Annotated in this window: 21 protein-coding genes and 2 pseudogenes; 19 read left to right on the forward strand and 4 right to left on the reverse strand. The window is 40.1% G+C overall.

The features are described from left to right. Positions 1–22 precede the first annotated feature (22 nt). Complete coding sequence (locus L6494_RS16395) at positions 23–1,609, reverse strand: efflux RND transporter periplasmic adaptor subunit (protein ID WP_237988777.1); 1,587 nt, start codon at positions 1,607–1,609, stop codon at positions 23–25. Positions 1,610–1,791: 182 nt separating this feature from the next. Here L6494_RS16395 and rppA point away from each other — a divergent pair, with 182 nt between their 5' ends. Together rppA and rppB are read left to right on the forward strand one after the other, a co-directional pair. Further along, positions 1,792–2,496, forward strand: a complete 705-nt coding sequence (gene rppA, locus L6494_RS16400) for a two-component system response regulator RppA (protein WP_237988778.1) — start codon at positions 1,792–1,794, stop codon at positions 2,494–2,496. Next, positions 2,483–3,823, forward strand: coding sequence for a two-component system sensor histidine kinase RppB (rppB, locus tag L6494_RS16405; protein WP_237988779.1), 1,341 nt, complete (start codon positions 2,483–2,485; stop codon positions 3,821–3,823). The genes rppA and rppB overlap by 14 nt, the downstream gene beginning before the upstream one ends. Positions 3,824–3,827: 4 nt before the next feature. On the opposite strand, the gene L6494_RS16410 is transcribed toward rppB, so the two are convergent. After that, on the reverse strand, positions 3,828–5,834 hold the full coding sequence (locus L6494_RS16410; protein ID WP_237988780.1) for a serine/threonine-protein kinase: 2,007 nt from the start codon (positions 5,832–5,834) through the stop codon (positions 3,828–3,830). 51 nt (positions 5,835–5,885) lie between these two features. Further along, positions 5,886–7,586, reverse strand: coding sequence for a serine/threonine-protein kinase (locus L6494_RS16415; RefSeq protein WP_237988781.1), 1,701 nt, complete (start codon positions 7,584–7,586; stop codon positions 5,886–5,888). A gap of 130 nt (positions 7,587–7,716) precedes the next feature. Here L6494_RS16415 and L6494_RS16420 point away from each other — a divergent pair, with 130 nt between their 5' ends. The 5 genes from L6494_RS16420 (at position 7,717) to L6494_RS16440 (ending at position 13,439) form a co-directional block, all read left to right on the forward strand. Then, a complete protein-coding gene (locus L6494_RS16420; protein WP_237988782.1) occupies positions 7,717–9,234 on the forward strand; it encodes a phenylacetate--CoA ligase family protein in 1,518 nt (505 codons plus the stop codon). Between the two features lie 399 nt (positions 9,235–9,633). Further along, the gene (locus tag L6494_RS16425; protein WP_237988783.1) at positions 9,634–9,807 is read left to right on the forward strand and encodes a hypothetical protein; all 174 of its coding nucleotides are present in this window, start codon (positions 9,634–9,636) and stop codon (positions 9,805–9,807) included. Further along, complete coding sequence (locus tag L6494_RS16430) at positions 9,804–11,876, forward strand: AAA family ATPase (RefSeq protein ID WP_237988784.1); 2,073 nt, start codon at positions 9,804–9,806, stop codon at positions 11,874–11,876. The genes L6494_RS16425 and L6494_RS16430 overlap by 4 nt, the downstream gene beginning before the upstream one ends. Positions 11,877–11,923: 47 nt before the next feature. After that, positions 11,924–12,862 (forward strand): nucleotidyl transferase AbiEii/AbiGii toxin family protein, encoded by a 939-nt coding sequence (locus tag L6494_RS16435; protein ID WP_237988785.1) that lies wholly within the window; start codon positions 11,924–11,926, stop codon positions 12,860–12,862. Between the two features lie 103 nt (positions 12,863–12,965). Beyond that, a complete protein-coding gene (locus L6494_RS16440; protein WP_237988786.1) occupies positions 12,966–13,439 on the forward strand; it encodes a DNA phosphorothioation-associated protein 4 in 474 nt (157 codons plus the stop codon). 69 nt (positions 13,440–13,508) lie between these two features. Here the strand turns inward: L6494_RS16440 and L6494_RS16445 are convergent, their stop codons facing one another. After that, positions 13,509–15,110: a DGQHR domain-containing protein gene (locus L6494_RS16445; RefSeq protein ID WP_237988787.1), complete on the reverse strand. Its 1,602-nt coding sequence runs from the start codon at positions 15,108–15,110 to the stop codon at positions 13,509–13,511. Positions 15,111–15,405: 295 nt separating this feature from the next. On the opposite strand from L6494_RS16445, the gene dndC reads away from it, so the two are divergent. From dndC to L6494_RS16505, 12 genes and pseudogenes are all read left to right on the forward strand, one after another. Then, positions 15,406–17,031, forward strand: a complete 1,626-nt coding sequence (gene dndC, locus L6494_RS16450) for a DNA phosphorothioation system sulfurtransferase DndC (RefSeq protein WP_237988788.1) — start codon at positions 15,406–15,408, stop codon at positions 17,029–17,031. Between the two features lie 61 nt (positions 17,032–17,092). Beyond that, positions 17,093–17,524 carry an IS200/IS605 family transposase gene (gene tnpA, locus L6494_RS16455; RefSeq protein ID WP_237988789.1) on the forward strand — a complete coding sequence of 144 codons (432 nt, stop codon included), beginning with the start codon at positions 17,093–17,095 and terminating at the stop codon, positions 17,522–17,524. Between the two features lie 144 nt (positions 17,525–17,668). After that, positions 17,669–19,657, forward strand: a complete 1,989-nt coding sequence (gene dndD, locus L6494_RS16460; protein ID WP_237988790.1) for a DNA sulfur modification protein DndD — start codon at positions 17,669–17,671, stop codon at positions 19,655–19,657. Between the two features lie 88 nt (positions 19,658–19,745). Next, the gene (locus tag L6494_RS16465) at positions 19,746–19,988 is read left to right on the forward strand and encodes a hypothetical protein (RefSeq protein WP_237988791.1); all 243 of its coding nucleotides are present in this window, start codon (positions 19,746–19,748) and stop codon (positions 19,986–19,988) included. Positions 19,989–20,040: 52 nt separating this feature from the next. After that, positions 20,041–20,442 carry a DNA sulfur modification protein DndE gene (gene dndE / locus L6494_RS16470; protein WP_237988792.1) on the forward strand — a complete coding sequence of 134 codons (402 nt, stop codon included), beginning with the start codon at positions 20,041–20,043 and terminating at the stop codon, positions 20,440–20,442. A gap of 42 nt (positions 20,443–20,484) precedes the next feature. After that, entirely contained in the window at positions 20,485–21,936 is a 1,452-nt protein-coding gene (locus L6494_RS16475; RefSeq protein WP_237988793.1) for a DNA phosphorothioation-associated putative methyltransferase, read from the forward strand. 40 nt (positions 21,937–21,976) lie between these two features. Beyond that, positions 21,977–22,210 carry a hypothetical protein gene (locus L6494_RS16480; RefSeq protein ID WP_237988794.1) on the forward strand — a complete coding sequence of 78 codons (234 nt, stop codon included), beginning with the start codon at positions 21,977–21,979 and terminating at the stop codon, positions 22,208–22,210. A gap of 135 nt (positions 22,211–22,345) precedes the next feature. Beyond that, the gene (locus tag L6494_RS16485; RefSeq protein WP_237988795.1) at positions 22,346–23,734 is read left to right on the forward strand and encodes an RNA-guided endonuclease InsQ/TnpB family protein; all 1,389 of its coding nucleotides are present in this window, start codon (positions 22,346–22,348) and stop codon (positions 23,732–23,734) included. A 71-nt stretch (positions 23,735–23,805) separates the two neighbouring features. Next, positions 23,806–23,955 (forward strand): annotated as a pseudogene (locus L6494_RS16490) (AmpG family muropeptide MFS transporter); the annotation flags it as partial. 23 nt (positions 23,956–23,978) lie between these two features. Continuing rightward, positions 23,979–25,517 carry a sodium:solute symporter gene (locus tag L6494_RS16495; RefSeq protein ID WP_237988796.1) on the forward strand — a complete coding sequence of 513 codons (1,539 nt, stop codon included), beginning with the start codon at positions 23,979–23,981 and terminating at the stop codon, positions 25,515–25,517. 24 nt (positions 25,518–25,541) lie between these two features. After that, positions 25,542–25,742 (forward strand): annotated as a pseudogene (locus L6494_RS16500) (AmpG family muropeptide MFS transporter); the annotation flags it as partial. Then, positions 25,727–26,152, forward strand: coding sequence for an ABC transporter permease (locus L6494_RS16505; RefSeq protein WP_237988797.1), 426 nt, complete (start codon positions 25,727–25,729; stop codon positions 26,150–26,152). The pseudogene L6494_RS16500 and the gene L6494_RS16505, both read left to right, overlap by 16 nt. Positions 26,153–26,233: the final 81 nt, after the last annotated feature.

Below are 26,233 nucleotides of genomic sequence, written 5' to 3' on the forward strand. Positions count from 1 at the left end.
CCAACTCCCAACACCAAAAAACTTACTCCAACTCTCCGCGCCTCTGCGTCTCTGCGTGAGATAAATCCAGACTCAAACTCACCGCCGATATCCGCCGCCGAGACCAAACAGCACCTCCAAAAAATGCTCCTGTAGTTAATAACATCCCTCCACCAACCCCCAATAACCACAGTGGTACAGGTAACTGAGACACTACTGCTGTAGTAGCTTCCCCATGTTCATGTTCGGCTGCATTAGATTTATTTCCCCCCAGCAAAGACTGCGCGTATAGTTGCGGCGCACGCTGAATCACTACTAAATCCCCTGCAAATAAACCCGTCTTCACCTCAACCATATCCCCAGAGGTTCGACCCAAAGTAACATCAACTCCTTGATAAGCATTACCATTTTGGATATAAACCTGTTCCTTACCATTGACATCAACAACGGCTGTAGAGGGAATAGCTAACACTGCTGATGAAGTTTGATTTGTGAGGACTTCCAACTCAGCAAACATCCCAGGTTTAAGTACACCACCAGGATTATTAATTTCCGCTTTCACTGGGACAACCCGCGTCTCCCCTGTCACCGCCGAATCAATAATAGTAATGCGTCCTGTAAATGTGCGGTCAGGTAAAGCCGCCACTTTGACATTAACCCGTTGACCTTGACGAACTTTATCTAAATCTTTTTCGTAAATATTAGCTGTAGCAAACACCCGACTATCATTAACAATCGTCATTAATTTGCCACCTGCATCATTGAAGGTTTGACCGATAGTAACTTCTCTATCCGCAACCTTCCCAGAAATTGGTGCTGTTATTGTCACAAGTCCTTTGTTATTACTACGGATGCCTAATTGTTGCAAGCGAGTTCCATAGTTTGCACTGCTGAGACTAATTCGGGATTTGGCAACTGTAACATTAGCCTGGGCGCGTTTGAGTTGATTTTCTGCGGCGATGACTTCCCGGTGACTATTAGCTTTAGTAAGCTGCGCTTTCGCCTGGGCTAGCTGAGTTTGAGATTCTAAAGCATTACGTTGGGGTAAAGCACCAGCCTCAGCTAAATCTTTGTCTTTGTTATATTTTTCTTGAGCAAATGCTACTTGACTTTCAGCTTCAGTAATTTCAGCAGCCGCAATTTGTTGATAGCGATAATAATTTTGTTGCGCTAATTTTAAATCTGCTAAAGCTTGTTGTAAATCTGCTTCACCTTGAGCCAGTTTCTCTTGTGACTCTACGCGCAGTGATGCTAAATCTGGACTGGTGACGACAGCAACGGGTTGACCTTGCTTAACTATAGTACCTGGTTCTACTAACAATTCAACTACCTTTGCCCCTGGAATGGGTGTAGTAACTTCCGCTTGTTTACTAGGTAGGGTTTCTATTTTACCTGTGGCTTTAATGCTGATAGCTAGTTGCTGTAATTTGACTGGTGCAACTTTTATTCCTAACCTTTGAGCCGTTTCTGTATCTACCTGAACCGAACTATTAGCCGATGCTTCATTTCCTCCCTGAAATTCATTTCCGTGTCCAGCATGGGCTAGAACTGCTGCGGGACTTGCTAATAATAGTAAGCTGGCTAGTATACCAGAGGCACTACGCATGATTAAAAACAGAGAGTTTAACATCGCTATCAGAAATCCTGAGTTACGGGGTAAAAGGGTTATTCTGCACCCCACCTTAGTGTTTCATCTCAAAATGAAATTAGGATGAAATTTAGTAGATATTCTCTGTGTCTTTGTGTCTCTGTGGTTAAAGGCTTTTTTACCACAGAGACACGGAGACACAGAGTTATGAAGAAACTTAATTTATGAGAGTGCTACTTGTTGAGGATGAACCAGATTTGGGTACGGCTATTAAGCGAACTCTTACCCAACAGAAATATTTGGTTGATTGGGTGATGGATGGTAATGAGGCGTGGGCATATTTAGAAAGTAGTTGGACACAATATACTTTAGCTATTTTTGATTGGATGATTCCAGGTATTTCTGGTTTGGAATTATGCAAAAAATTACGTTATCGGCATAATCCTTTACCTGTGTTAATGCTGACAGCTAAAGATAGCATGGAAGATAAAGTTATGGGGTTAGATGCAGGGGCTGATGATTATTTAGTCAAACCCTTTGGTATGGCGGAACTGTTAGCGAGATTGAGGGCTTTGCAGAGGCGATCGCCTCAATTCCAACCCCAAGAATTAACGGTGGGAAATCTCACTTTAGATTATGGAAATAATAAAGTAATTAGTAGAGATATGGCGGGGAATAAGCAGGAAATCATCTTAACTAATAAAGAATTTCAACTACTAGAATATTTTATCAAGCACCCCAATAAAATATTAAATTCTGAACAAATTCGCTATCAACTTTGGGAGGTAAATGCAGAACCAGTGAGTAATGTAGTTGCAGCACAAGTTAGGTTACTACGTCGCAAGTTGGCTAATAGTGGCTGTGAAAATATGATTGAAACATTACATGGTCTGGGATATAGATTTAATTTCACCGATGAATCAAAATAAATTATTTCAGCAAACCCGCTTACGTTTGGCGTTGTGGTACGCGCTGGTGATGGCTGTGATTTTAAGTCTGTGTGGAATTGGTGTTTACAAAGCTGTGTCTCATGCTCATTGGATGACCTTAGACCAAGAAATAGAATCAGTAGCGGGAACATTGCATGATAGTATTGAATTGAAATTACAACAACCTGGTCAATTAGAACCAGTTATAAAAACACTGTTACCAAATATTTGTGTAGTAGGAACAAGGTGTATTTCTGAGCCAGTAAATTCTGAACGTCATACCCTCAGTGCTATTCATCAAGACCATTATTATGTACGTTTTTTTGATAATTATGGCAACTTATTTGCTACAGCCGGGACTTATCCAAAAGGGCTATCACCAGAATTTAATCGAGAATTATGGCAAACTCTCAAAGATAATAAAGGTAAGGTCTATCACCAAATTTCTTTAACTTTACATACCCAAAATAATCGTGATTGGGGTTATATTCAAGTCGGGCGGAGTATTGAAGATTTTAATAGTTACTTAGATGCAGTTAAACTGACATTAGTATTAGGTTCGCCAATTGTGATTAGTTTAGTTGGTCTTGCTAGTTGGTGGTTGGCTAGATTAGCAATGCAACCAATTTATAAATCTTACAGACAAATTCAACAATTTACAGCCGATGCAGCCCACGAATTACGCACACCTTTAGCGGCTACTCAAGCAACTGTAGAATCAGCACTTTTGATGTCACAATTGGATGAATTAGAGGCGCGGGAAACTTTACAAACTCTACACCGTCAAAATCAGCGTTTGACTAATCTTGTAACTGATTTATTATTACTATCTCGGTTAGATAGTCAACCTGTGCCAATGCGGCGTGAGATTTGTTGTTTAGATGATATTATTAATGACTTAATAGAAGAGTTTGCAGCATTAGCGATCGCCACAAATATCACCCTCAAATCGCTGATTCTGATATCCACACCTGTAAATATTATCGCTAATCAAGACCAGCTTTATCGTTCGATTTCTAATTTAATTATCAATGCTATTCAGTACACATCATCGGGTGGTAAAGTAATAGTTGCTTTAGACCGTAGTGATAGTTATGTTGTGATTCAAATTCAGGATACAGGTATTGGTATTCCTCAATCAGAATTATCACACATTTTTGATCGCTTTTATCGAGTTCATAGCGATCGCTCTCGTAGCACTGGCGGTTCTGGATTAGGATTAGCGATCGCTCAAGCAATTGTCCTAGCACACCACGGTAGTATAGATGTGCAGAGTGAATTAGGTCAAGGCAGTATTTTTACCCTTAAGCTACCCTGTAAAAATTAAATAATTAATTAGGGGTTGTTGTTGGTGTTGGTGTTTCTGTCGGGGTTTCTGTGGGAGTTGGTGTTGGTGTTTCTGTGGGAGTTGGTGTTGGTTCTGGTGGGGTGGGATTTTTGACTGTAAGGCTGAGTTGATAATCTGCTGATGTGGATGCAGTGGACACCACAACAAATTCATAAAATCCCGATTCTGGTAGTTCTGTTGTTAATGTGCGTTGTGGAGAATCTTCTAAAAATATAATTTTCCCAGAAGGCGAATAAATTGATAACAAAACTTTGGGATTTGCTTGTAGCTGGAAATCTAAAGTTTGATTTTGAGCTAAATCAGCAATAAAAACTTTACCCGCACCAGGTTTGAGATTACCACTGATGGTTTTATTAATAGCATCTTGATCAAAAACGATTTTTTGGAAAGCACTACCTGCAATTATGGCGTTAAGTTTGTCACTAACAAAAGCGTGCCAAACTTGTCCTATAGGCTGATTGATGAAGTCTTGTCCTTTTCGTTTTGGGAAGGCGTGAAAGAAAGCTGCATCACCCAAGTCATACAAAGCGCGACTACTAACATTAATTTGATTGACATCCACCTTCCAGCGATCGCGTTCTGCGGCAGTATAAGTACCTAATTGTCGGCGCGATTTTGTACTTAATGGTACAAGCTTTTCTAGTAATTCACCAGCGATTTTATCCCATTCTGTCCGTAAACTTTCATCCTCTGGTTCATCGCTGAGAGTACGTCCCTTTAAACTGGGATTTTGTTCCCAAAAAGTTTGATTGACTAAATTAACGTAGAAATTAAAGTCTACACCCAATTGTTGACGGCGATCGCTTAATCTTTGTTTGCGTCGTCGTTCTGTGGGCGAGTATTTATCTAGGGGATTGGTAGGCTGGGTAATAGTTGGTGTAGGTGTAGGATTGTCTACCACTTGATTACCAGTTCTCCCGCTAACTCCCCACCAAATTAATCCCCCAGTAGTAACTAACGCCAACACCGCTAGGAAAGTTTTAGTTGGTGTCCATTGATTGTGAGGTTCGGGAGGAAGAGACGCAGGGGAAGTAGGAACACTAGGGGGATTAGAAGAGACAGCTAGAGTGGCTGATATCGGTGCGACTGGGGGGAGGGGTGCTTGAGTGGGGGGATAATAGACTGGTGGAGAATTGAGTGCTTCGAGAACTTGTTGGGCTGACTGGTAGCGATCGCCCGGTCGAGGAGCTAACATTTGATCTAATACTTGTCCTAATAGCGGACTCAGGGTAATTTCCCGCCGCCATTGCCAAGAAAGATTATAATTATCGACTAATTCTTGGGGTTGTTTACCTGTCAATAAAACTATTGCAGTCACCGCCAAAGCATATAAATCACTATGGGGAGACACTGCACCGGTTTGCATTTGTTCTGGTGGTGCGAATCCCACCTTACCTAGTAGGGTAGCGACTGGAGGCGGTGTAGCTATCCCCTGTTGATAATATTGGGAAGCAACGGCGGCTACTACTTGTTTGACACCACCAAAATCAATTAATATTGGTAGCTGGTCAAAAGTGCGAAGAATTAAATTATCTGGCGAAATATCACGATGAATCACACCCAAGGAATGGATATAATCCAACACTGGTAAAATTTGCTGTAAAAGTTGCTTAATTTCTAATTCTGTGAACCGCAAACCCTGTTGTTTACGGCTATTTAATAAATAACTATAATTTTGTCCTTCTATATAATCTTGGACTAAAAATAAATATTCTTTACTTTCTAAGTTAATGTGAAACTGTTCCCGGAAGCGAGGAATTTGGGGATGTTGTAACTTATATAAAACACTAGCTTCACGCTGAAACAGTTCTTCTGCTTTTTGTAAAACGTAGTCCGTTTGAACTTGGGGACAAAATTCCTTTAAAACACAAAGTTCCCGAAAACGGTTAATATCTTCAGCTAAATAAGTCCGTCCAAATCCTCCCTGACCGATTTGACGTACAATCACATAGCGATCGCCTAAAGTTAGCCCTGGTTGAATGTTATTCATTACTCATTAGTCATTGAGGCAAAATTCAATTCTCCCTGATCTTCTTCACTGTCACCTGTCACCTGTCCCCTGTCTCCTATTTTTCACTTGCTCATCTGCGATCGCATACCAAACTTGACCTAAAGTTTGTTGATTCAGTTTCCCACGGTCTTGACCTGGAAACAACTGATTAAATTTTTGATTGGTATCTTTATTTAAATCATTGACTGTGTAATTTCCCAGTTGTCCAGAACGGGCTTGTCGTCTCCAAGTTTGATAATCTCTCTCTGTATAGCTTCCCAGTTGACGGCGAGTTGGTGTACTGAGGTTAGCCTGTTCTATTTTATTCAATAAATCCCCAGCGACGGCAGCCCATTCATCTCGCAAACCTGCATCTTCTGGGTTAGAAGTGAGGCTACGTCCGTTTAACTCCGGTTTTTGGGCATAAAATAAGCCGTCTACTGTCTGAATAAAAAAGGGTTCAGGAATTTCTAACTGTTGGCGACGACTTAAAACTTGACTCAGGGTAATTTTATTTTTGTCACTAACCGGTTGACTAGAAGGATTAGATAACGATGGAATTTGGGGTAAAGAGATTTGTGGTGGAGTAATTGAAGAGACACCGCGAATCAGTGAGTTTACTACAGCAAAAGTCCCTGCGCCAGTCAATACAACTAAAGCTGTTCCCCCAAAACTGACTACAAAAGGACGCATCCAACCAGGGAGAGGTAACTTTTGGGCTACGGCTTGAGTTTTGTTATGGAATTTACTAACGATTACCCCTGCTTTGCGTCCAGGGGCAACTACCATTGTCTTAATCTTGGTAAGATGAGTCACAGGTGGTTTAGTTACATTTGGTGATGGTAAATCTTTGAGAATTAGATCAGCATTTTGATAGCGATCGCTTGGTTTATACGCCAACATCTTTTTTAACACAGCTTCTAGCTTAAAGCTGACATTAATTTCCCTACCCCAACGCCAAATTCCTTGATAGCTGTCGTATAATTTTTGCGGTTCTTTCCCCGTCAGTAATACTAACGCTGTCACCGCCAAAGAATATAAATCACTATTAAAAAATACCTTTCCTTGTCGTAATTGTTCTTCTGGTGCGTAGCCTTTTTTACCCAACAGAGTATGATTGACAGCCAACTTAGTAAACCAAAAACCCTGAGAAGCTGGTAATTGCTTGACACCGCCAAAATCAATCAACACAGGTAAATTATCAGAACGTCGCCAAATCAAATTATCAGGAGAAATATCACGATGAACTACATCTAAAGAGTGAATATAGGATAAAACGGGTAAAAGTTGTTGTAATAAAGTAATAACTTCTGCTTCTGTAAAAGTTTTCCCTTGACTTTGGCGTTGTTCTAATATTTGATCAAAATTATCGCCTTCTACATAGTCTTGCACTAAAAAGAAAAAATCCTGACTCCCCATTTTTACTTGTAGTGAAGCGTGAAACATGGGAATCTGGGGATGATGAAGTTTTTTGAGTACATTTGCTTCTCGCTCAAACAACTCCTTAGCCTTTTGTAAATCCTGTTTTTCTGTGACTTGGGGTGCAAATTCCTTCAAAACACAGGTTTGATTAGATTTCTTTTTATCCTCAGCTAGATAAGTACGCCCAAAACCACCCTGTCCTATTTGACGAACCAGCCGATAACGATTGTCTATAACTTGTCCAACAGTAATAGACAAAGGTTCACCGCAATGAGTGCAAAAATGATTACTGCTATTATTAGCGTGTTTTTTACTGCAATAGACTTGCATGGTGCTGAAGGATAGATGAGGGGTTTTTTTAATTACTACAACTAATATGCTTCAATTTACGAATATTCTTTGAAGAAGGTGATAGGTGATAGGTGACAGGGGACAGGTGACAGGTGACAGGTGACTAATTATGAAACACAAATCTAGAAGACAACAAGTAATCAAGGTATGGGAAGATTTTGTGTCTACCCCTCTAGAGGATTTATTACAGCAGCATATCAACACTTCTGGGGAATCGGCTGTCTTGGATTTGTTTCATGATGTGGCTGCTAATGTCCCGGCTTATCAGGCTTTTTTAGCAGAAAGGGAAATTCAGCCCGATATGATTGAAAGTTGGGGTGATTTTCAGAAAATTCCAGCGATCGCTAAAGAAAATTATATCTCACGTTATCCTCTCGCTGATTTATGCCGCGATGGACAACTAGAAGGTTGCGATATGATAGCTGCTTCCTCTGGTTCTACAGGGAAACCCACATTCTGGCCGAGGTTCTTCACCGATGAATTACAAATCGTTACACGCTTTGAGCAAATTTTTCACGACAGTTTCGCCGCCGATACCAAACCCACCCTCGCAGTTATTTGCTTTACTCTAGGAACTTGGGTAGGTGGGATGTTCACTACAAATTGCTGTCGTTATCTTGCTAGCAAAGGCTACCCCATCACCGTTATTACCCCCGGTAACAATAAAGAAGACATCTTGCGCGTAGTACAAGAACTCGGTGGTAATTTTGCACAGGTGGTTTTATTGGGATATCCACCATTTCTAAAAGATGTAATTGATACAGGTATTGCCCGTGGTGTAGAGTGGCAAAGCTACCAGATGAAATTTGTGATGGCGGGTGAAGTATTCAGCGAAGAATGGCGGAGTTTAGTAGGTGAAAGGGTGGGTTCTCAAAATCCTTGCTATGATTCAGCATCACTTTACGGTACAGCCGATGCAGGGGTGTTGGGTAATGAGACACCATTGAGTATTTGCATTCGCCGCTTCTTAGCGCAAAATCCCGAAGCTGCAAAAGCTTTATTTGGGGAATCACGTTTACCTACACTAGTGCAGTATGACCCAGTTAGCCGCTTTTTTGAAGTGCAGAACGGGCAATTATTGTTTTCTGGAAATAACGGCATTCCCCTCATAAGGTACAACATCTTAGACACTGGGGGAATCATTACTTATGATGCCATGCTCCAGTTCTTAGGAGATTGGGGATTTAATCCCCTGGAAAATCTTACTCCTCACACCCAGCACTCACCTAGAGGTATTCATCAACTACCATTCGTTTATGTTTTTGGACGCTCTAACTTTACAGTCTCCTATTTTGGTGCAAATATCTACCCCGAAAATGTGACAGTAGGATTAGAACAACCAGTCATTAAAGAATGGGTTACAGGTAAATTTGTCTTACAGGTAAAAGAAGACACCGACAAAAACCGCTTTTTATCTGTAGTTGTAGAATTAGCACCAGATGTTGAAGGTTCTGAAGACAAACGCCAAACCATAGCAACCTCAATTCTCAACCAATTGTTGCGACTTAACGGCGAATTTGCCAACTACGTCCCCAAAGAATACCAAACACCCCAAATCACATTAGCACCAATGGGCGATCGCGAATACTTCCCCATTGGAGTCAAACATCGTTACACACGCCAATAATCCAAAACTTTCTTTTCTCTCTCTACGCCTTCCCTGCTGGTTGTGCCTTGCAGTATGGGCGAGTAAATCACCTTCCATTCAGCAACGCCAACATATCTGTAAACTTTTTCTAAAAGCTGTAGTCAATTGTACGTTATGTGAGAAGATAAATAAATGATATTAATATAATGGAATACTAGCAAAATTTAAAAAATTACGAAATTCCCATTATAAAGAATTTCAGCATAATTCAAATATATCAGCAACCGCAACAAAAATAAAGACCATTTTGGCAAAAAATTTTAAAATTTAACAGCGATAATTTGCCGAATTCAAAAATAGCCAGAATAGTGGCTTTACTGATGTAAAAACAGCAATTACGGCAGTTAAAATAGAGAAACCCGATCTACAAAAAATAAGATGTCGCCAGAGCAAAATATAGATGATGTGCAAGAGCCAATTATTACTGCTCCGCCAGAGGTGCGACAAATTATAGAACGAGTATGGCATTTAGAAAAAAATAGACTCGATAAGAAAAGTAATAGCCCCATCAATGATGACATTTTAGACATTGTGAAGGGAGCAGTCCAATGAAGCTCACCTCCATTAAACTGTGTAACTTTCGCTCCTTTTATGGCAAAACCCCAGAAATTATGATCTCTGGGGGAGATGTTCTTAACACCACGATTATTCATGGCAATAACGGCTCAGGTAAAACCAGTTTACTAAATGCCTTTACGTGGGTATTATATGAAAGGTTTAGTGCTGCCTTTGCCTCCACAGAACAATTAGTCAATAAAAGAGCGATCGCTCAAGCACAACCAGGACAAGCTGTAGAATGTTGGGTAGAAATTAACTGGGAACACGAAGGTAAACGCTATAACGTCAAACGCCAATGTCGCGGTTATAAAAATAAAACTGACTTTACAGTAGGTAAAACCGAATTACTCATGCAAGTAGCTGGAGATGATGGTAGATGGTACTTTCCACTCCAGCAACCAGAAGAAATTATCGGGCAGATTTTACCAGTTAGTTTACACCAATACTTCTTCTTTGACGGCGAACGCATCGAAGAAATAGTGCGTTCCGATAAAAAATCAGAAATTGCGGAAGCTACAAAAATTTTCTTAGGCGTAGAAGTAATTAACCGTTCCATTAAGCATCTCGGAGAAGCCAAAAAAAGTTTAGAGAATGAACTAAAAGCCATTGGTGACTCAGAAATCAAACAGCTTTTAAGAGAACAAGCCAAACTCGAACAAGAAATTGAGCAAATCAACACCCGTCAAGCAGAAATCAAGCAAGAATTAGAATATCAACAAACCTTTAAAAAAGAAACAGGTAATCGCCTGCAAGAACTCAGCGCAGCCAAAGAATTGCAAGAGAGACGACAAGAATTAGAAAATCAGAAAAAATCAAATCAAGATAATTGGCGACAAACGAAAGAAGCCCTAAAAAAAATTATTTCCTCACGGGGTTATACTGTCTTACTATCAGATACAACAGCCCAATTTCGCGCCATTCTCCATGACCTAAAGCAGCGAGGTGAGTTAACCTCTGGAATTTCGCGGGAATTTGTTACAGAATTACTCAACTCCCAACGCTGTATTTGTGGTGCAGAATTACATCCAGATAATCACGCCCATGCTAATGTAAGTATGTGGTTAGATAAAGCAGGTTCTTCATCAGTAGAAGAAACCGCGATTCGCATGAGCGCACAAGTAGACGAGATTGACAAACAAGCCGTAACTTTTTGGGAAGAAGTAGACAGAGAACAAACCAGAATCAATCAATTACGTCAAAACATTTCCCAAATCGAAAGCGAATTAGATAACATTCAAGAACGTTTGAGAAAAGACCCCAACGAAGAAATTAGCAACTTGCAAAAACGCATCGATGAAATTGAAAGTAAAATTGATGAATCAAACCGAGAACAAGGTGCAAATCAGCAGAAAATTACGCATCTCAAAACAGAAATCGATGCTTTAATTAAACAAATTGCTAAACAAAAACTCAACGAAGATAAACAATTATTAGCACAAAAACGCATCAACGCTACTCAAGATGCCATTGAACGCCTAACTGAAGTCAGAAACCGCCAAGAAAAGCAATTTCGCTTGCAACTAGAAAAAAGATTACAAGAAATATTTACTACTATTTCTTTCACCCCTTACGTTCCCACAATTAGCGATAAATATGAATTAACCCTAATAGAAAATACCTCTGGTACAGAAGCAGCAGTAGCAGCTTCCACCGGTGAAAATCAAATTCTCAGTTTATCATTTATCGCCAGTATTATTGATAAAGTCAGAGAATGGAGTGCCAAGCGTAAAATACTCACCATACCCGATAGTAGCACCTTCCCAATCGTCATGGATTCTCCCTTTGGTAGCCTAGACGAAACCTATCGCCGCCGCATTGCTCAAACATTACCAAAATTAGCAAATCAGTTAATCGTCTTAGTTACAAAAACTCAATGGCGGGGTGAAGTAGAAGCTGAAATGTCAGACAGAATTGGTAGAGAATATGTCCTGACTTATTATTCCTCTAAACCAGACTGTGAACAAGATTATATCGAAATAGCTGGAGAAAGATATCCTTTAGTAAAACAAAGTCCCAATGAGTTTGAATATACCGAAGTAATTGAAGTTGAAAGAGATTGGTAATCTAATAATTCCTACGTTTTTATTCAGAAATTTAGTTCTTTTCACCTATGTTCATTAAACCTCAAATTGAAATACCAAAACAATTACCATTTTTAGAAAAATTATGTTGGCAAAGAGAAGGTATAGAAAACCTTACTCTTTTAGAAATGCTGAAAATATATGAGCGAGGATGGCATTATCGAGGAGTTTTAGGTGATTTGAGCCAAACAGAAACTTTATTTGTGCAACAGTTAGCTCAATATTATAAATCCTGGTTAGGAGTGCAAATGTTTGAGAGGGAATTGCATCAAATAATTTTAAATGTTCTTAATCAACTAAATGCGAATTTTTTACTAGAATCTGGAGCATACTTTGGCGGCGGAACTCTAGTGAGTTTAAAACATGGCGAATATAGATTAAGCAAAGATATAGATTTTCTCTGTTCCTCTGGTACTGGCTATCGATGGCTACGACAAAACATAGACGAAAATCAATATAATGCCTTATTTAATACACAAAAGAATCTCAAATTTCCGAGAGAAATGAAATCTGACCAGTACGGGGTAAGATTTGCCATTATGGTTGATGAAACTCTGCTAAAATTTGAAATTATTAGGGAAGGACGTATCGAATTGGGAGACCCAGATTATCCCACTTGGTCGCCCGTACCATGCTTAAATGAAATTGATAGTTTTGCTGAAAAACTTTTAGCCAACTCCGACAGATGGAACGATTCTTCAGTAGATTCGAGAGATTTAATCGATTTGGCTATCCAAAGGCTCAAGTCTCCAATTCCGGTAGAAGCTATTGAGAAAGCAGAGACAGCCTATCCCGTAATTGAACCTTTAAAAAAAGCGATATCTTCTTTTCAAAATAACCCTGCTTATCGAGACAAATGTTTTACTGCTTTGCGAATCATCAACCCCAGTCAAATTATTGATGGGATTGATTTAATAGCGGCGGATTTATCATTAGAAAAGACAGTTAGAACACTCAGCGAAAGTTAATTACTGCAACACCAAAATACAAAGATATATTTTTTTGTAACGAACAAGCTAGGCATCGCTTATACTTTTCGGTTAATATAGCTACAAAGCGATTATCAATATCATGGCGGAAACAGGTAGAATCAGGGTTGCTAAAGATAAAGCCGATTTAGTTAAAGCGTTAACATCTTCAGATTCTAGTACAGGAACTTTTCAAACTTTTGCTGATGTAATTGTCTTTGCTGCTGCGTTGGGTGCAAAGCATAAAAAGCGCGTTCCTCTAGGGGAAATTTCTAAACGAGAACCATCACCAATCAGGTTAGAATATTTTGCTTCAGTAGGAAATGATGTGGTAATTAAATTACTGGGAATGACTGAAACTCAGGACATTAATGTTTTATCTCTTTATGAAGAAGAATATGAAACTCAACGCAACAGTATTTTTGAAGAATATGCAAATGGTGGGCTAGAGATACTTCAAAATGAGTTGCGTGGAGCAGTAGATTATTCAGAGCGAATTTTATTATTTCTTAGTTATGAACGCAATCAGAAAGATGAGAAAGAAGAGGAATTTGATCTAAGTAAATTCCTCTCCTAACTTACGTTATGTTTAATTAGTAAGAATTACTCCATCCGAGTCTGAACTTAACTGTCTTAACTACCTTTATTAATTAAGAATAGGTGGAAGTCCTACTTCTTTGGGTTCGACAAACTCACCATCAAACCCTATCGTTTTATCTTCTACAGTTCTCGCACTAGCAAAAGCCTTGCGAAGTTCCGCAATTTCCATTGGGTCTTGAAGTCCACCCAGAATATAAATCAATAACTTAGCAGCTAAATCTTTTCCAGCCACCTGTACCCGTTTTTTATTTGGGTCATATAAAATCCCATACCAGAGTGACTGGGGATACTCCATACCAGAAAAGCCACCTTGCTGGTCAAACTTCCGCAACTTCTTAAAAATACTAGCTAAGGAAAAACGCTTTTTAAATACTAATAATCCTAAAGCTTGCGCTATAGCAACTTGCGCTACAGGACGGAAAAGTATATTCGCTTCACCACCACCCTTTTCAAAACTAAACCTTCTTAAAACAGGCGTATCTTCATGTTCTAAAATTTTTAAACTAGGTAGGCTTGCCAAATTATCAAAAAGTTTTCTGAATTCCTCAATTCCCTGTTCAATTTCCTCGTCTTCTGGGCGCATGGGAATTAAACCCTTCTCAAAAGGTTTCCAGTGGGGGAACTTTTGACCCAAGTATCTTTCTGACATATCTTGTAATGCTTGCAGCGTCGTTAACACCGTAGCATTCGCTGCTACTGTTGCACTGTTCCAATTAACGCGAGGGTTACGATTTGGTTTCTGTTCTAAAAGCGGATGAGTAACAGCAATTTTTCGCGCCACAATTGCAAAACCATCATCTTCATTTAGCTGTGCTAACTGACCTTTAGTTAACGGTGCAGCCATCAAGTTAACATGAACAAAAACCGAACGCACCCTCCGTCTTGCTTCAGTGCGAGTTTCCCCAGCATTCACCGCACAAATAAATTCAATCCCGATTTTTTCCTTGGGTAAGCTTTGTAAATAAGTAGGGTCTACTTGATATTGCTCTGTTAAATCTGACACGGTGATAAAACTATCATCAGCCGCTTTATCTTTTTTATATCGCTGGAGTTTGCCGGTTTTGATTAACTCTATTAACCCTTGCACCCCCATTAGTCGATGTTGACCATCTAGTGCATAAATGGTGACGTTCTCTTCAGAAACACTCAGTAAACCGACTTTACCATCTTTATCTAGAGGGGTAAAATCAGTTGTAGATTTTTTCGCACGTCCTTCACTGTCCCACTCAGAAGCTTTGGGGTCATCCACCCAAGGCTGACTAATTACCACCAGCACCGGCGGAAACTTATGATTTTTTCTAGCCGCCAAATACTGAACTAACGGTGCTTGACGCGACCAGTCCAGAGGACGTTGTTGAATCTCATCGATACTATCTGCGTCAATTTCAATATTATCTGTCTCTGGATTGTACTTTTTTTGCAGTAGGGGTAAACCAGAGGCGAAGTGAACCCGACCCCCAAACCATTCTAGAGTTACAGAACCCACATAAGCCTCAGTTCCGCCCATTTGCGTCTTTTGAACTAAAATATGGTCTTTTTTATCTAAAAAGCTGCCTAAAAGTAAAGATAATACTTGCTTTTCCTTGTTTTCTCGTTCCAGATACTCTCTAGCGATGTCAGAAGTTGGATCAGATGCACTGTCTTTCATGTTAGTTTTTGAAAACTCTAAACTATAAAATAAAATTTTTCTAAAAAAAATTACATAATAATTGTAAAATTTTTAAAAAATAGCAGTAAATATATATAAGGTTAATCAAATATTTACTGCTTCAAGCAGACTCATCAAGTTTTGCTCCTCAAAGTAGAGGACTTTAGCTAAACAAACAAATTGAGCCTACACGGAATAAAATCTGTGTGGGCTAGTCTTGCCTGTTTAGTCAGAAATTGCATTTGTTTGGATGTAATAGATGAGGTGAAAATCTTGTTTTCCGAAGGAGGGAGAAATGAGTACAGCACAAAAACCAGAAACTAAAGGTCAGCAAACACGTACTGTATCAGAGTTCGTGGAAGATATCCAAGCTCTCACGACGGAAATTCAAGAATTGTATTGTTTGGATGCAATACCTTGGGTTGTAGGTTATTCGGGTGGAAAAGACAGCACTGCTACTTTACAGTTGGTCTGGAATGCGATCGCCGAACTCCCTCCAGAAAAACGAACTAAGACAATATATGTGATCACTACAGATACCCTGGTAGAAAATCCTATCGTTGCTGCTTGGGTACGTAATTCTCTCAAACAGATGAAATCTGCGGCGCAAGCGCGAGAATTACCATTTGAACCTCATCTATTACAGCCAGATTTTAAAGAAACATTTTGGGTTGGTTTTATTGGTAAAGGTTATCCAGCACCAAGAGGAAAATTTCGTTGGTGTACAGAACGCCTCAAAATTAATCCGTCAAATCGCTTTATTCGTGATGTGATCCGAGCCAGTGGAGAAGCTATTGTCGTGCTGGGTACTCGCAAAGCTGAAAGCACAAGACGTGCTAGCAGAATGAAAAAATTAGAAGCTAAACGGGTACGCGATCACCTCAGTCCTAACATGAATTTGCCCAATTCTTTAGTTTATAGCCCTATCGAAGACTGGCAAAATGATGAAGTTTGGATTTATTTAATGCAGTGGGAAAATCCTTGGGGATACAGCAATAAAGACCTATTTTCTATGTATCGAGGTGCTTCTGCTGATAATGAATGTCCTTTAGTTGTTGACACAACTACACCTAGCTGTGGAAGCTCTCGTTTTGGTTGTTGGGTGTGTACTTTAGTCAGTCAGGATAAATCTCTGGCGGCGATGATTCAGAATGACGAAGAAAAAGAGTGGATGCAACCTCTACTCGATTTCCGTAAAGAATTGGATGCAGAAGAAACCCGCGATCGCCGAGATTTTCGCCGTAGAAGTGGGGTAGTTCAACTATATGAGCGTAACTTAGAGAATGAAATATCGATTGAGCCTATTCCTGGCCCTTATGTCAAAGAAGCACGGGAAGATTGGCTGAGAAAATTACTTACAGTCGAAAAACAAATCCGTCAAACAGCACCAGAAAATATGCGCGATATTACTCTTATTTCTCTAGAGGAACTAAGTGAAATTCGCCGTATTTGGTTGGAAGAAAGACATGAATTTGATGATAGTCTACCTCGTATCTATCAAGAAATAACAGGTCAAGAATTTAAAGACCCCCGTCCTGGGGCTGACCATAAACTACTAGGTAGTGATGAATGGTCTGTATTAGAAGAAATCTGTGCAGATGATGGTATGCACTTGGAACTGATGGCGAAACTTTTAGACACAGAACGCCAATTTCGGAAGAAAAGCAAGCGCGTAGGAATTTACGAAAGCTTAGAGAAATGCTTTGATACTAGTTCCCGTTCCCCAGAAGAAGCCATTAGAAATGCTCATTTAAAACGCGACTTAAGAGAAGCTGTTAGTCAAGGTGACATAGCCACGGTGAAAGAAAAAGTCAAGCAGCTAACTTTGGGTGATGCTGTCGATGAGCCTAAAAATGAAACTGACAAGCCTTCAACTTGGGGAAATATGAAGTTTAAAAATAAACAAGTAAAGGGCGATTAGTAAAAGGCGATTAGAAATCGCGGCTACACAGACAAAACCCGCCTGCGCGGGTTCAAGGAAAATGAGAGCAAATTTTACGCAATTATATCTACATTACGTTTGGGCAACTTGGGATAGATTACCTCTAATTACACCTGATATTCAAAAGTTAGTTTATGCAGCAATTATTAAAGAATGTGAACAGTTAAAATGTACTGTAATTGCAGTTGGTGGTATTGAAGACCATGTTCATCTACTAACAGGTTTTCCTGTAACTGTGAGTGTGTCTGAATTAATTAAACAGATTAAAGGTAGTTCTTCTCATTTTATAACTCACGAAGTCAAGCCAGGCGATTTTTTCAAATGGCAAGGTAGCTATGCCGCTTTTACTGTTAGCCATGATGCAATCAATAGCGTGGCTAATTATATCAGAAATCAAGCTAATCATCATCAACAAAAATCTCTTATTTCTACTTGGGAATTAAATTTACCGGGCGATTTAAAGGGCGATTAGAAATCGCGGCTATACAAACAAAACCCGCGCAGGCGGGTTAAATATTTCATTTCTACTTTCTTAATAGTCCGCGTAGGCGGACTTAGCCTGTGTAGCCGCGAATTTCATTCGCCTTGAACTGTGTAGCTATAACCATAAAGACAAATGATATTTCTAGAACTCGTATTACAAAACTTCGGACCTTATTCTGGCAGACAAGTAATAAATCTTGATACAAGAAGTGAAGAAAACCACCGTCCAATTGTCTTATTAGGTGGGATGAATGGCGGGGGAAAAACTACTCTGATGGATTCTATCCGCCTAGCTCTCTATGGACAACGCGCTCAATGTTCTACTCGTGGTAACTTGAGTTATAGTGATTTTTTAACTCAATGCGTTAATAATAAAGCAACCCCTGCGGAAAAAACCCGCATTGAATTACTTTTTGAACACATTGAAGACGATAAACCAGTCAAATATCGTATTGTCAGAACTTGGGAAAAAAACCCAAAAGACGGTAAAGACACACTAGGGATTTTAGGTGATGATGACACCTGGCCTGTTGATTCTTTAGTAAATATCTGGGATGACTATATAGAAAATCTCCTACCAATAGGTATTTCTAACTTATTTCTCTTTGATGGAGAACAAGTTAAAGAACTTGCAGAACAGGAAACACCACCACCAATAGTTATCGAAGCTATTCGCGGACTCTTAGGGTTAGAGTTGTCCGATAAATTGGCAGTTGATTTAGAAATATTAGTAAACCGCAAACGTAAAGAAGTCGCGGAAATTAAAGATTTAGCTAATTTAGAAGAAATTGAAAAACGATTAACACAATATCAGGAAGATTATCAAGAAATAGAATCAGAATTAGCAAAGCTAAATAATCAAACTGAAGAACTAGAAACTCAACAGCGAGAAGCTTTAGATAAGTTCATTTCTGAAGGCGGTAAAATAGCCGCCGAACGCAATCAATTAGAACAACAACAGAAAGATAAGTTATTAATAGTAGAAGATATCAGACAGTCAATGGGTGAATTAGCTGCTGATGTTTTACCCCTAGCATTAATTCCCAATTTACTAAATCAAGTTCAAGCGCAGGGAACACAAGAATTTCGCTATCAACAGGTACAGTTATCTAAAGATGTCTTAATTGAGCGAGATCAACGCTTACTAAATTGGCTGAATCAATTAGCAATTAATTTAGAACAGGTTGATCAGATTCAATCTTTTCTTAAGGAAGATGCAGAGAGTTTATATACAGGTTACGCTCAATCAGAAGCACCTTGGCTATTAGCAGATGAGGAAAGTTTGAGCCAACTAGATAATGTGAGATATCATTTGCAAAATGCTAAGAAATCTGCTCAACAACACTTAACTAAGTTGCAAGGTGTAGAAGAAGAAATTATCACTTTAGAAAGACAAGTACAGACAGCCGCAGAACCGGAAGCATATCAAAAGCTACGCGAGACTGTGGAAGATGCACAAAATCAAGTTTCTCAAGCTAAGGCTAAATGTGAAATAACTCGCCGCAAATTTGCGGAATTAACAGATGTAATTGAACGGACAAAGAAAGAATTAAAGGAATATACAGATAAAAATCTTGATAGTAAAAATAGACAACATATTATTACTTCAGTCGCAAAAGTCCAAGAGACATTGAAACTTTTTCGAGAAAAATTAACTCTGAAAAAACTGAATAAATTAGAGGAGGAAGTGAAGAATTGTTTTCTCTATCTGCTACACAAATCTGATTTAGTGCGTAGCATCGCCATTGACACCAAGACTTTTAGTTTGTCTATTTATGATTTCAATGGTAAACCAGTTCCCAAACATCGCCTGTCAGCAGGGGAAAAACAACTACTAGCGATCGCATTTCTCTGGGGACTAGCCAAAGTCTCAGGACTTCGCCTACCAGTAGCCATTGACACACCCCTCGGTAGACTCGATTCTTCCCACCGCAACAATCTAGTAGAGAAATACTTTCCCTCCGCCAGTCATCAAGTTATTTTGTTATCCACTGATACGGAAATCGGTAAAAAAGAAGTCGAAACACTACGTGAAAATGAAGCGATCGCCCGTGAATACCTCCTCAAATACGACTCACACAACCGCGAAACCACCGTCATAGAAAATCAATACTTTTGGTAGTAGATATTGTCTAAAAAATTGAGTCTAGCAATTTATTTCAATCTAGATAGTTACAATATATTTAAATAGCATAGGAAAATCAATCACTATGGTATCACCACATTTATTAGAAATAGAGCGTGACTTATGTGCTTTATCATTAGAAGAACTACAATGGCTCTTAGAACGTATTCAAAAGCAAATGCAAGAAAGACAGCAAACATCAGATAAGTTAACTCATCAAAAATACATGAATGCACAATTAGCAGCAATGGCTATTGATGCAGATATTCAAACAGAAATTACTGCAATCCATCAGGAGTTTCTTGTGACTGACATGGATGGATTATAAAATCGCTATTGTTTGGGTTTGTAACCAATAAATTCGATATTTACTTAATGTTATGGAATCTCCAATAGAAAGAATTAAACTCTCCCAAACTGCAAAAGAGCAATTACTTAAACTCAAACGCAACACTAAAATCGACCAATGGAATATTCTTTGTCGTTGGGCTTTTTGTCGTTCCCTTGCAGAATCTACCCCACCTTCCCCCGTTCCACTTCCCCAAGATAGTAACGTCGAACTAACTTGGCGCGTCTTTGGTGGCGAAATATCCGATATTCTCCTCCTCGCCCTCAAACAACGCTGTCATAATGATGGCTATCCCACGGATAAAGAAACCCTAGCCACCCAATTCCGTCTACATTTGCATCGCGGTATTGGTTACTTAGCCGGCGACCCAAATATCAAGAAAATTGAAGATTTAATTGAACTGGCAATAAAAGGTGGAAAGGATATTAAGTAACAGTAACTGATAACTGTTAACTGATCACTGACAACTGATACTATGCCTGAAACGGTAGAAATCGAGCGTCATAGAGCCGCGATCGCTCGCAATGAAATCTCTCGTCCTGTACGATTGGCTATAGAATGGGCAATCCTCAACCAAGACACCAGTTTTTTCGATTACGGTTGCGGCTATGGTGGGGATGTGCAACGTGTAGCTAACCTCGGCTACACCAGTTTAGGCTGGGACCCTTATTACTACCCCGATGAACCAATCACCTCTGCTGATGTGGTTAATTTGGGTTACATCCTCAACGTCATAGAAGATATTGAAGAACGTCGCCAAAGTCTCATCCAAGCTTGGGAACTCACCGGCAAAGTTTTAATTGTCGCCGCACAAGTATTAATTAATGCTCCCAGCAAAGCCCAACTAGCTTACAGTGATGGTATCGTCACCAGGCGGAATACTTTCCAAAAATATTACGAACAAGAAGAACTCAAAAAATATATTAATGAAGTCTTAAATGTAGATGCAGTTCCAGTAGCACTGGGTGTCTACTTTGTCTTCCGAGATGAAGCTGAAAAAGAAAGTTTCAAAGCCATCCGCTTCTTTTCCCGCACCTCTACACCACGCGTCCGCATCCCCATCAAGCGGTTTGAAGACTACCAAGAACAACTCCAACCCCTGATGGAGTTTTTCACCCAACGCGGTAGATTACCCGTCAAAGGTGAATTAGCCACAGCACAAGAACTACTGGGGGAATTTGGTAACTTCCGCCGCGCCTTTAATGTCATTTTACAAGCTACCGACGAAGCCGAATGGGATGCGATCGCCTACCGTCGTTCTTTAGATATTCAAGTCTACCTCGCCCTCACCCACTTTGATCAACGTCCCAGATTCTCGCAATTAGCCCCAACCATGCGCCACGACATCAAAGCTTTCTTTGGTAGCTATGAGGAAGCGTGTGAAGTCGCTGACCAAAAATTATTTAGTCTAGGTAAACCAGGAATAATTAAAACCGCCTGTGACAAAAGCAAAATTGGGAAACATACACGGGGTGCGCTTTACGTCCATGTTTCCGCTTTATCAGCCCTAGACCCCTTACTACGCATTTACGAAGGTTGCGCCAGCCGCACCATTGGACGTGTTGATGGGGCTACGTTAATCAAATATCACATTGATAAACCGCAAATATCCTATCTTTTTTACCCAGAATTCGACACAGACCCCCATCCAGCCCTCACAGCTAGTATCACAATTGACTTAAAAACTTTGTATATCACTCACCGAGATTACAGTGACAGGGCAAATCCTCCCGTACTGCACCGCAAGGAAACCTTTGTTACAGCTAGTTATCCTCTGTATGAACAGTTTGCCAAACTCACCCAGCAGGAAGAGGAATTGGGATTACTGCAACAGAAAAGCGAAATTGGTACGCGTGAAGGTTGGAAGAAATGCCTAGCTGCACACGGAGTAGAAATTAGGGGACATGAAGTTGAACAAATTAGGTAACTGTGAAAGTTTATTAACCCCACTCTCAGGAGAAACAATTATGGAAAGTATTAAAATACGTTCTCATGTAGGTGCAGATGGGATTTTACATCTTGATATTCCAATAGAAATGGCAAATACAGAAATTGAAGTTACAGTAACAATTCAAACAGTATCACCACAACAAAGAGGCTGGATGCCGGTTTTTTTTGAAGAAGTAATTGGTGGTTGGGTAGGAGAACCCCTAGAAAGACCAGAACAGGGAGAGTATGAAACTAGGGAGCATTTATTTTGATGTATTTGCTCGATTCAAATGTCTGTATACGGTTAATTAATAATACTAGCCCTGCGGTCACAAGGCGACTGGCAAACCAGCAACCAGAGGATATTGTTGTTTCAACTATACTCCTAAACAGGAGGTGAGTAAAGATTGTACAGAACAATTCCAATCAGAGCTAAATTCACTGATGAAGAAAAAACTTTTTGGGTTGACCAATGCCAACACTCAAGCAGCTTAATAAATTGTGCAATTTACCATACTCGCCAAAGTCATTACGCAAGATTAGAAAGCATGGATAATGCTTTTACAACTTACTGGTGCGGTGACGAATTGCGTAGTGGATGGAAAACTTATTATTGTCAAACAACTTATCCTGAATTAGATAAAGCTCTTAAGGAAAATCCACATTACAAAGGTTTAGCCGCACAAGCAGCACAACAAACTTTGAAATTAGTTGGCGAATCAATAACTAGCTACAACGGATTAGTTAAGGCTTACTACAACAGCGAAGTTGATAAACCTTCGTTGCCTAAGTATCGCAAGAAAGGAGGTTTGGCAGCAGTAACATTTCCTCGTCAAGCACTGACTTTTAAAGATGGTTATTTCCAGCCATCAATTAGTAAAGAAACTAAACCAGAATTAATCACAGATATCAAACTACCTTTGCCTGATTTTATTGATTCTGATTGGGTAAAGGAAGTAAAAGTTCGTCCTTATTATGGCGAGTTCTGGATTGACTGGGTGATTGATGATGGTAAGCAACCGATTAAAAACAACCCACATCTCGATTACTCCCAGGCATGGGGATTTGACCACGGGGGGACAAATTGGCTGACTGGAGTTGCTACACTGGGTAAAAGCTTGATTATTGATGGCAGAAAACTCAAGTCAATGAATCAAGGTTATTGTCGTTTAGTCGCCAAATACAAGCAAGGTAAATCTGATTTTTATTGGGATGCTAAACTTGACCGCATTCAGCGTAGGCGCAATAACCAAATGCGAGATACAATCAACAAGGCAGCTAGATTTATTGTTAACCGATGCCTAAATGACCGAATAGGAAATATAGTTATTGGCTGGAATGAAGGGCAAAAAGTTAACGCTAGTTTAGGTAAAGCAAATAATCAAAACTTTGTCCCAATTCCAACAGGTAGACTAATTCAAAGATTAAAGCAGTTAGCTAGTGAATATGGAATTATTGTTACCGTAACAGAAGAAGCTTACACTTCAAAAGCGTCTTACCTAGATGACGATAACCTCTACAAGCATGGTGAAAAACCCGCAGGATGGAAACCGTCAGGTCAAAGGGTAAAACGTGGATTATATCAATCAGCTAAAGGATTATTAACCTCCGCAGATGCACAAGCAGCAGCAAATATTTTAAGAAAAGTAGCCACACAGCTAGGTTTATCTTTAGCCGAGGTGGGTAGGGCATCTTTGACTGTGCCACAACGATATGACTTGTTTAAGAGGTTAAATAAATCATATCGTAAACGTTGCGTAGCGTGTCTGAAGACGCAAGTAGCAACATCAGTTTAGAATCCCCTGTGATTCCATCCAGGGGAGAAGTCAAGGCAAGATAACTGCAACTCACAAATAAAAACAGATATATGAATCCAGTGCGATCGCTGTTGCAAGTTTTTGGTAGCCGGAAGATGGCGGCTTTGATATTACTCGGTTTTTCATCTGGTTTGCCATTATTCTTGACTAGTAAGACCTTGCAAGCTTGGATGAATGTCGAAAAGGTCAATTTAACAGCATCATAAATTACACCCCACAACCTATGAGTATCATTGATTGGTTCATTGTTGCAGTTTACGCCTTGATTGTCACAGGCATCGGAATTGTAGCCAGTCGCAAGCAAAACAATACAGATGAATATTTTCGAGGCTCACGGCAGCTACCTTGGTGGGCAATTGGTTTATCAATTATTGCAACCTCTTTCTCTGCCGCTTCCCTCCTTGGCGGTCCAGGAGAGGGCTATGAGCATGGTTTTCTCTATCTACAGCTACAGTTCGGTGACTTGATTGGCTATGGACTAGTCATCTTGATATTTCTACCATTTTTTGTGGGACTGAATCTAACCACAGCCTATGAGTATCTGGAAAAACGCTTTGATGCCAAAACTCGCTCTCTTGGTTCGCTGTGTTTTTTACTGTTTGTGATTGCCCGTTTAGGAGGACTTTTATATGCTGCCGCCCTAGTTGTTTCAACAATTACAGGGCTGCCTGTGTATATCGCTATCTTACTCGTTGGGGTCATCTCCATTATCTATACTGTAGCAGGTGGTATTACAGCAGTAGTTTGGACTGATGTATTTCAGTTTGGGATGATTTTCGTTGGCTTGGCAGCAGGTATTTGGGCTGCTGCATCAGCAGTTCCGGGAGGCTTGGGAGAACTTTGGCGTGCAGCCAGCGCAGGGGGAAAACTCGCTGTAGTAAACTTATCCTGGGAACCAGAATCAATTCGCTCACTACCAACGGCATTATTAGCTTATGGGATGTTGGCCTTTGCTGTGGCAGGAACAAACCAGCAATCTGTACAGCGATATGTCTCCTGTGCCGATGTCCCCTCAGCACGTAAGGCAATTTTGCTGGGTTGGTTTTCTGGCTTTGTAGGTGTTGCTGCTACACTCCTGCTTGGTGTTTTGTTGTTTGGTTTTTATTCCCTTAATGCTGGCCTGCCAGCTAATGTCAAACCAGATGAAATTCTGTCTTATTTTATAGTTAATCAAGTTCCACCGGGGGCTTCAGGATTGTTAGTAGCTGCCATTTTTGCTGCTGCTATGTCATCTATTGATTCGGCACTTCATTCCCTGGCTACGTGCATGACAGTTGATTTTTATGACCGTTATGCCAAATCAGAATATAGTGAATCTCGATCCTTGAAGGTTGCCCAATGGTTGATTGTAGTCTGGGGTATTCTGGGTATAATCTCGGCGTTTTTTGTTGCCTCAACAGGAAAATCTTTACTTCCATTCCTGGTGACATATACCACCATGTTTTTAGGCCCATTGCTGGGAATTTTCCTTATGGGAGTTCTCTTTCCCCGCATTAATGCTACTGGGGCATTTTACGGTACTGTTCTGGCAGTTATCCTCATTGTGGTTGGCTCAGAAAATAACTGGTTCAGCTTTCCGGGAATTTGGCGTTCGGCGATTACTGCCCCGGTTGCAATCATATTAGGTCTGGTGATTTCTCTAGTTGGTAGCGAACCACCAGAACGTTCTCTGCAAGGACTGACATTTTGGAATAATGGCGGTGGGTTAAAACGGATGAATCGTCCTGGATTAGATGATGAGGAGCAAGAGACTTCCAAATAAAGTGCATCTTCATTAGGAAATGGTATCAGCCGTGATATTTTGGTTGCACCAGCCGGCAGCCTAGCAAAAAGTACGGGTTGGCCTTTATTTTTCGTGATTAGTATTATAGCCGCAGTCCCCGGATTGCTTTTATTACCATTTTTTGCCCCCTGGAATCAAAAACCAGTGGCAGTAAACAGACCAGGAATTGAGCCAGAAGACGAGGATTTATGGGGAACCAAATAGTAATTCTTATCGGCACATTTATTCTTTTACTCACCGGATTGTTACTTGGCTACGTTCTTTCACAATTAGTTTTAGGTTATCTAACATTTAACCTCCTCACCTTTTTTGGAACAATCAGCCTAATTTTAATTTTTGGCACACTCTATTACGTATTGTTCTGGCAATTGAAGCGAGGAGAAACCCAATCCCAAAAATTACCACAACCGATTCCTGAGCCACTTAACGAGCCAATCAATGAACCCGCATTTGAGAACCAAAACTATCTCAAAAACAAACTCATTTCTAAATTATCGGGTGATGCCGCCGCCGCAGAACGTTTAATTGAGCAAGCCAGAGAAAACTATCCTGGAATGCCAGACAATTGGTATTGCGAGAGAGTTCTAGACGACCTAGACCGAGATACCCGCTAATAACTCTCCGCGTCCCTCCGCGTTTAAAATTCCCCCCTCCTAGCACGCAATGCCCAAAACTCGCTAAAATTAAGTCAAGTA

Origin of the sequence: Nostoc sp. UHCC 0870 (genome assembly GCF_022063185.1) — a bacterium.
Taxonomy (GTDB): domain Bacteria; phylum Cyanobacteriota; class Cyanobacteriia; order Cyanobacteriales; family Nostocaceae; genus Trichormus.

Coding starts and splice junctions, on each gene's coding strand:
- L6494_RS16395 (WP_237988777.1), bottom strand. CDS start 1,609: ATGTTAAACTCTCTGTTTTTAATCATGCGTAGTGCCTCTGGTATACTA.
- rppA (WP_237988778.1), top strand. CDS start 1,792: ATGAGAGTGCTACTTGTTGAGGATGAACCAGATTTGGGTACGGCTATT.
- rppB (WP_237988779.1), top strand. CDS start 2,483: ATGAATCAAAATAAATTATTTCAGCAAACCCGCTTACGTTTGGCGTTG.
- L6494_RS16410 (WP_237988780.1), bottom strand. CDS start 5,834: ATGAATAACATTCAACCAGGGCTAACTTTAGGCGATCGCTATGTGATT.
- L6494_RS16415 (WP_237988781.1), bottom strand. CDS start 7,586: ATGCAAGTCTATTGCAGTAAAAAACACGCTAATAATAGCAGTAATCAT.
- L6494_RS16420 (WP_237988782.1), top strand. CDS start 7,717: ATGAAACACAAATCTAGAAGACAACAAGTAATCAAGGTATGGGAAGAT.
- L6494_RS16425 (WP_237988783.1), top strand. CDS start 9,634: ATGTCGCCAGAGCAAAATATAGATGATGTGCAAGAGCCAATTATTACT.
- L6494_RS16430 (WP_237988784.1), top strand. CDS start 9,804: ATGAAGCTCACCTCCATTAAACTGTGTAACTTTCGCTCCTTTTATGGC.
- L6494_RS16435 (WP_237988785.1), top strand. CDS start 11,924: ATGTTCATTAAACCTCAAATTGAAATACCAAAACAATTACCATTTTTA.
- L6494_RS16440 (WP_237988786.1), top strand. CDS start 12,966: ATGGCGGAAACAGGTAGAATCAGGGTTGCTAAAGATAAAGCCGATTTA.
- L6494_RS16445 (WP_237988787.1), bottom strand. CDS start 15,110: ATGAAAGACAGTGCATCTGATCCAACTTCTGACATCGCTAGAGAGTAT.
- dndC (WP_237988788.1), top strand. CDS start 15,406: ATGAGTACAGCACAAAAACCAGAAACTAAAGGTCAGCAAACACGTACT.
- tnpA (WP_237988789.1), top strand. CDS start 17,093: ATGAGAGCAAATTTTACGCAATTATATCTACATTACGTTTGGGCAACT.
- dndD (WP_237988790.1), top strand. CDS start 17,669: ATGATATTTCTAGAACTCGTATTACAAAACTTCGGACCTTATTCTGGC.
- L6494_RS16465 (WP_237988791.1), top strand. CDS start 19,746: ATGGTATCACCACATTTATTAGAAATAGAGCGTGACTTATGTGCTTTA.
- dndE (WP_237988792.1), top strand. CDS start 20,041: ATGGAATCTCCAATAGAAAGAATTAAACTCTCCCAAACTGCAAAAGAG.
- L6494_RS16475 (WP_237988793.1), top strand. CDS start 20,485: ATGCCTGAAACGGTAGAAATCGAGCGTCATAGAGCCGCGATCGCTCGC.
- L6494_RS16480 (WP_237988794.1), top strand. CDS start 21,977: ATGGAAAGTATTAAAATACGTTCTCATGTAGGTGCAGATGGGATTTTA.
- L6494_RS16495 (WP_237988796.1), top strand. CDS start 23,979: ATGAGTATCATTGATTGGTTCATTGTTGCAGTTTACGCCTTGATTGTC.
- L6494_RS16505 (WP_237988797.1), top strand. CDS start 25,727: ATGGGGAACCAAATAGTAATTCTTATCGGCACATTTATTCTTTTACTC.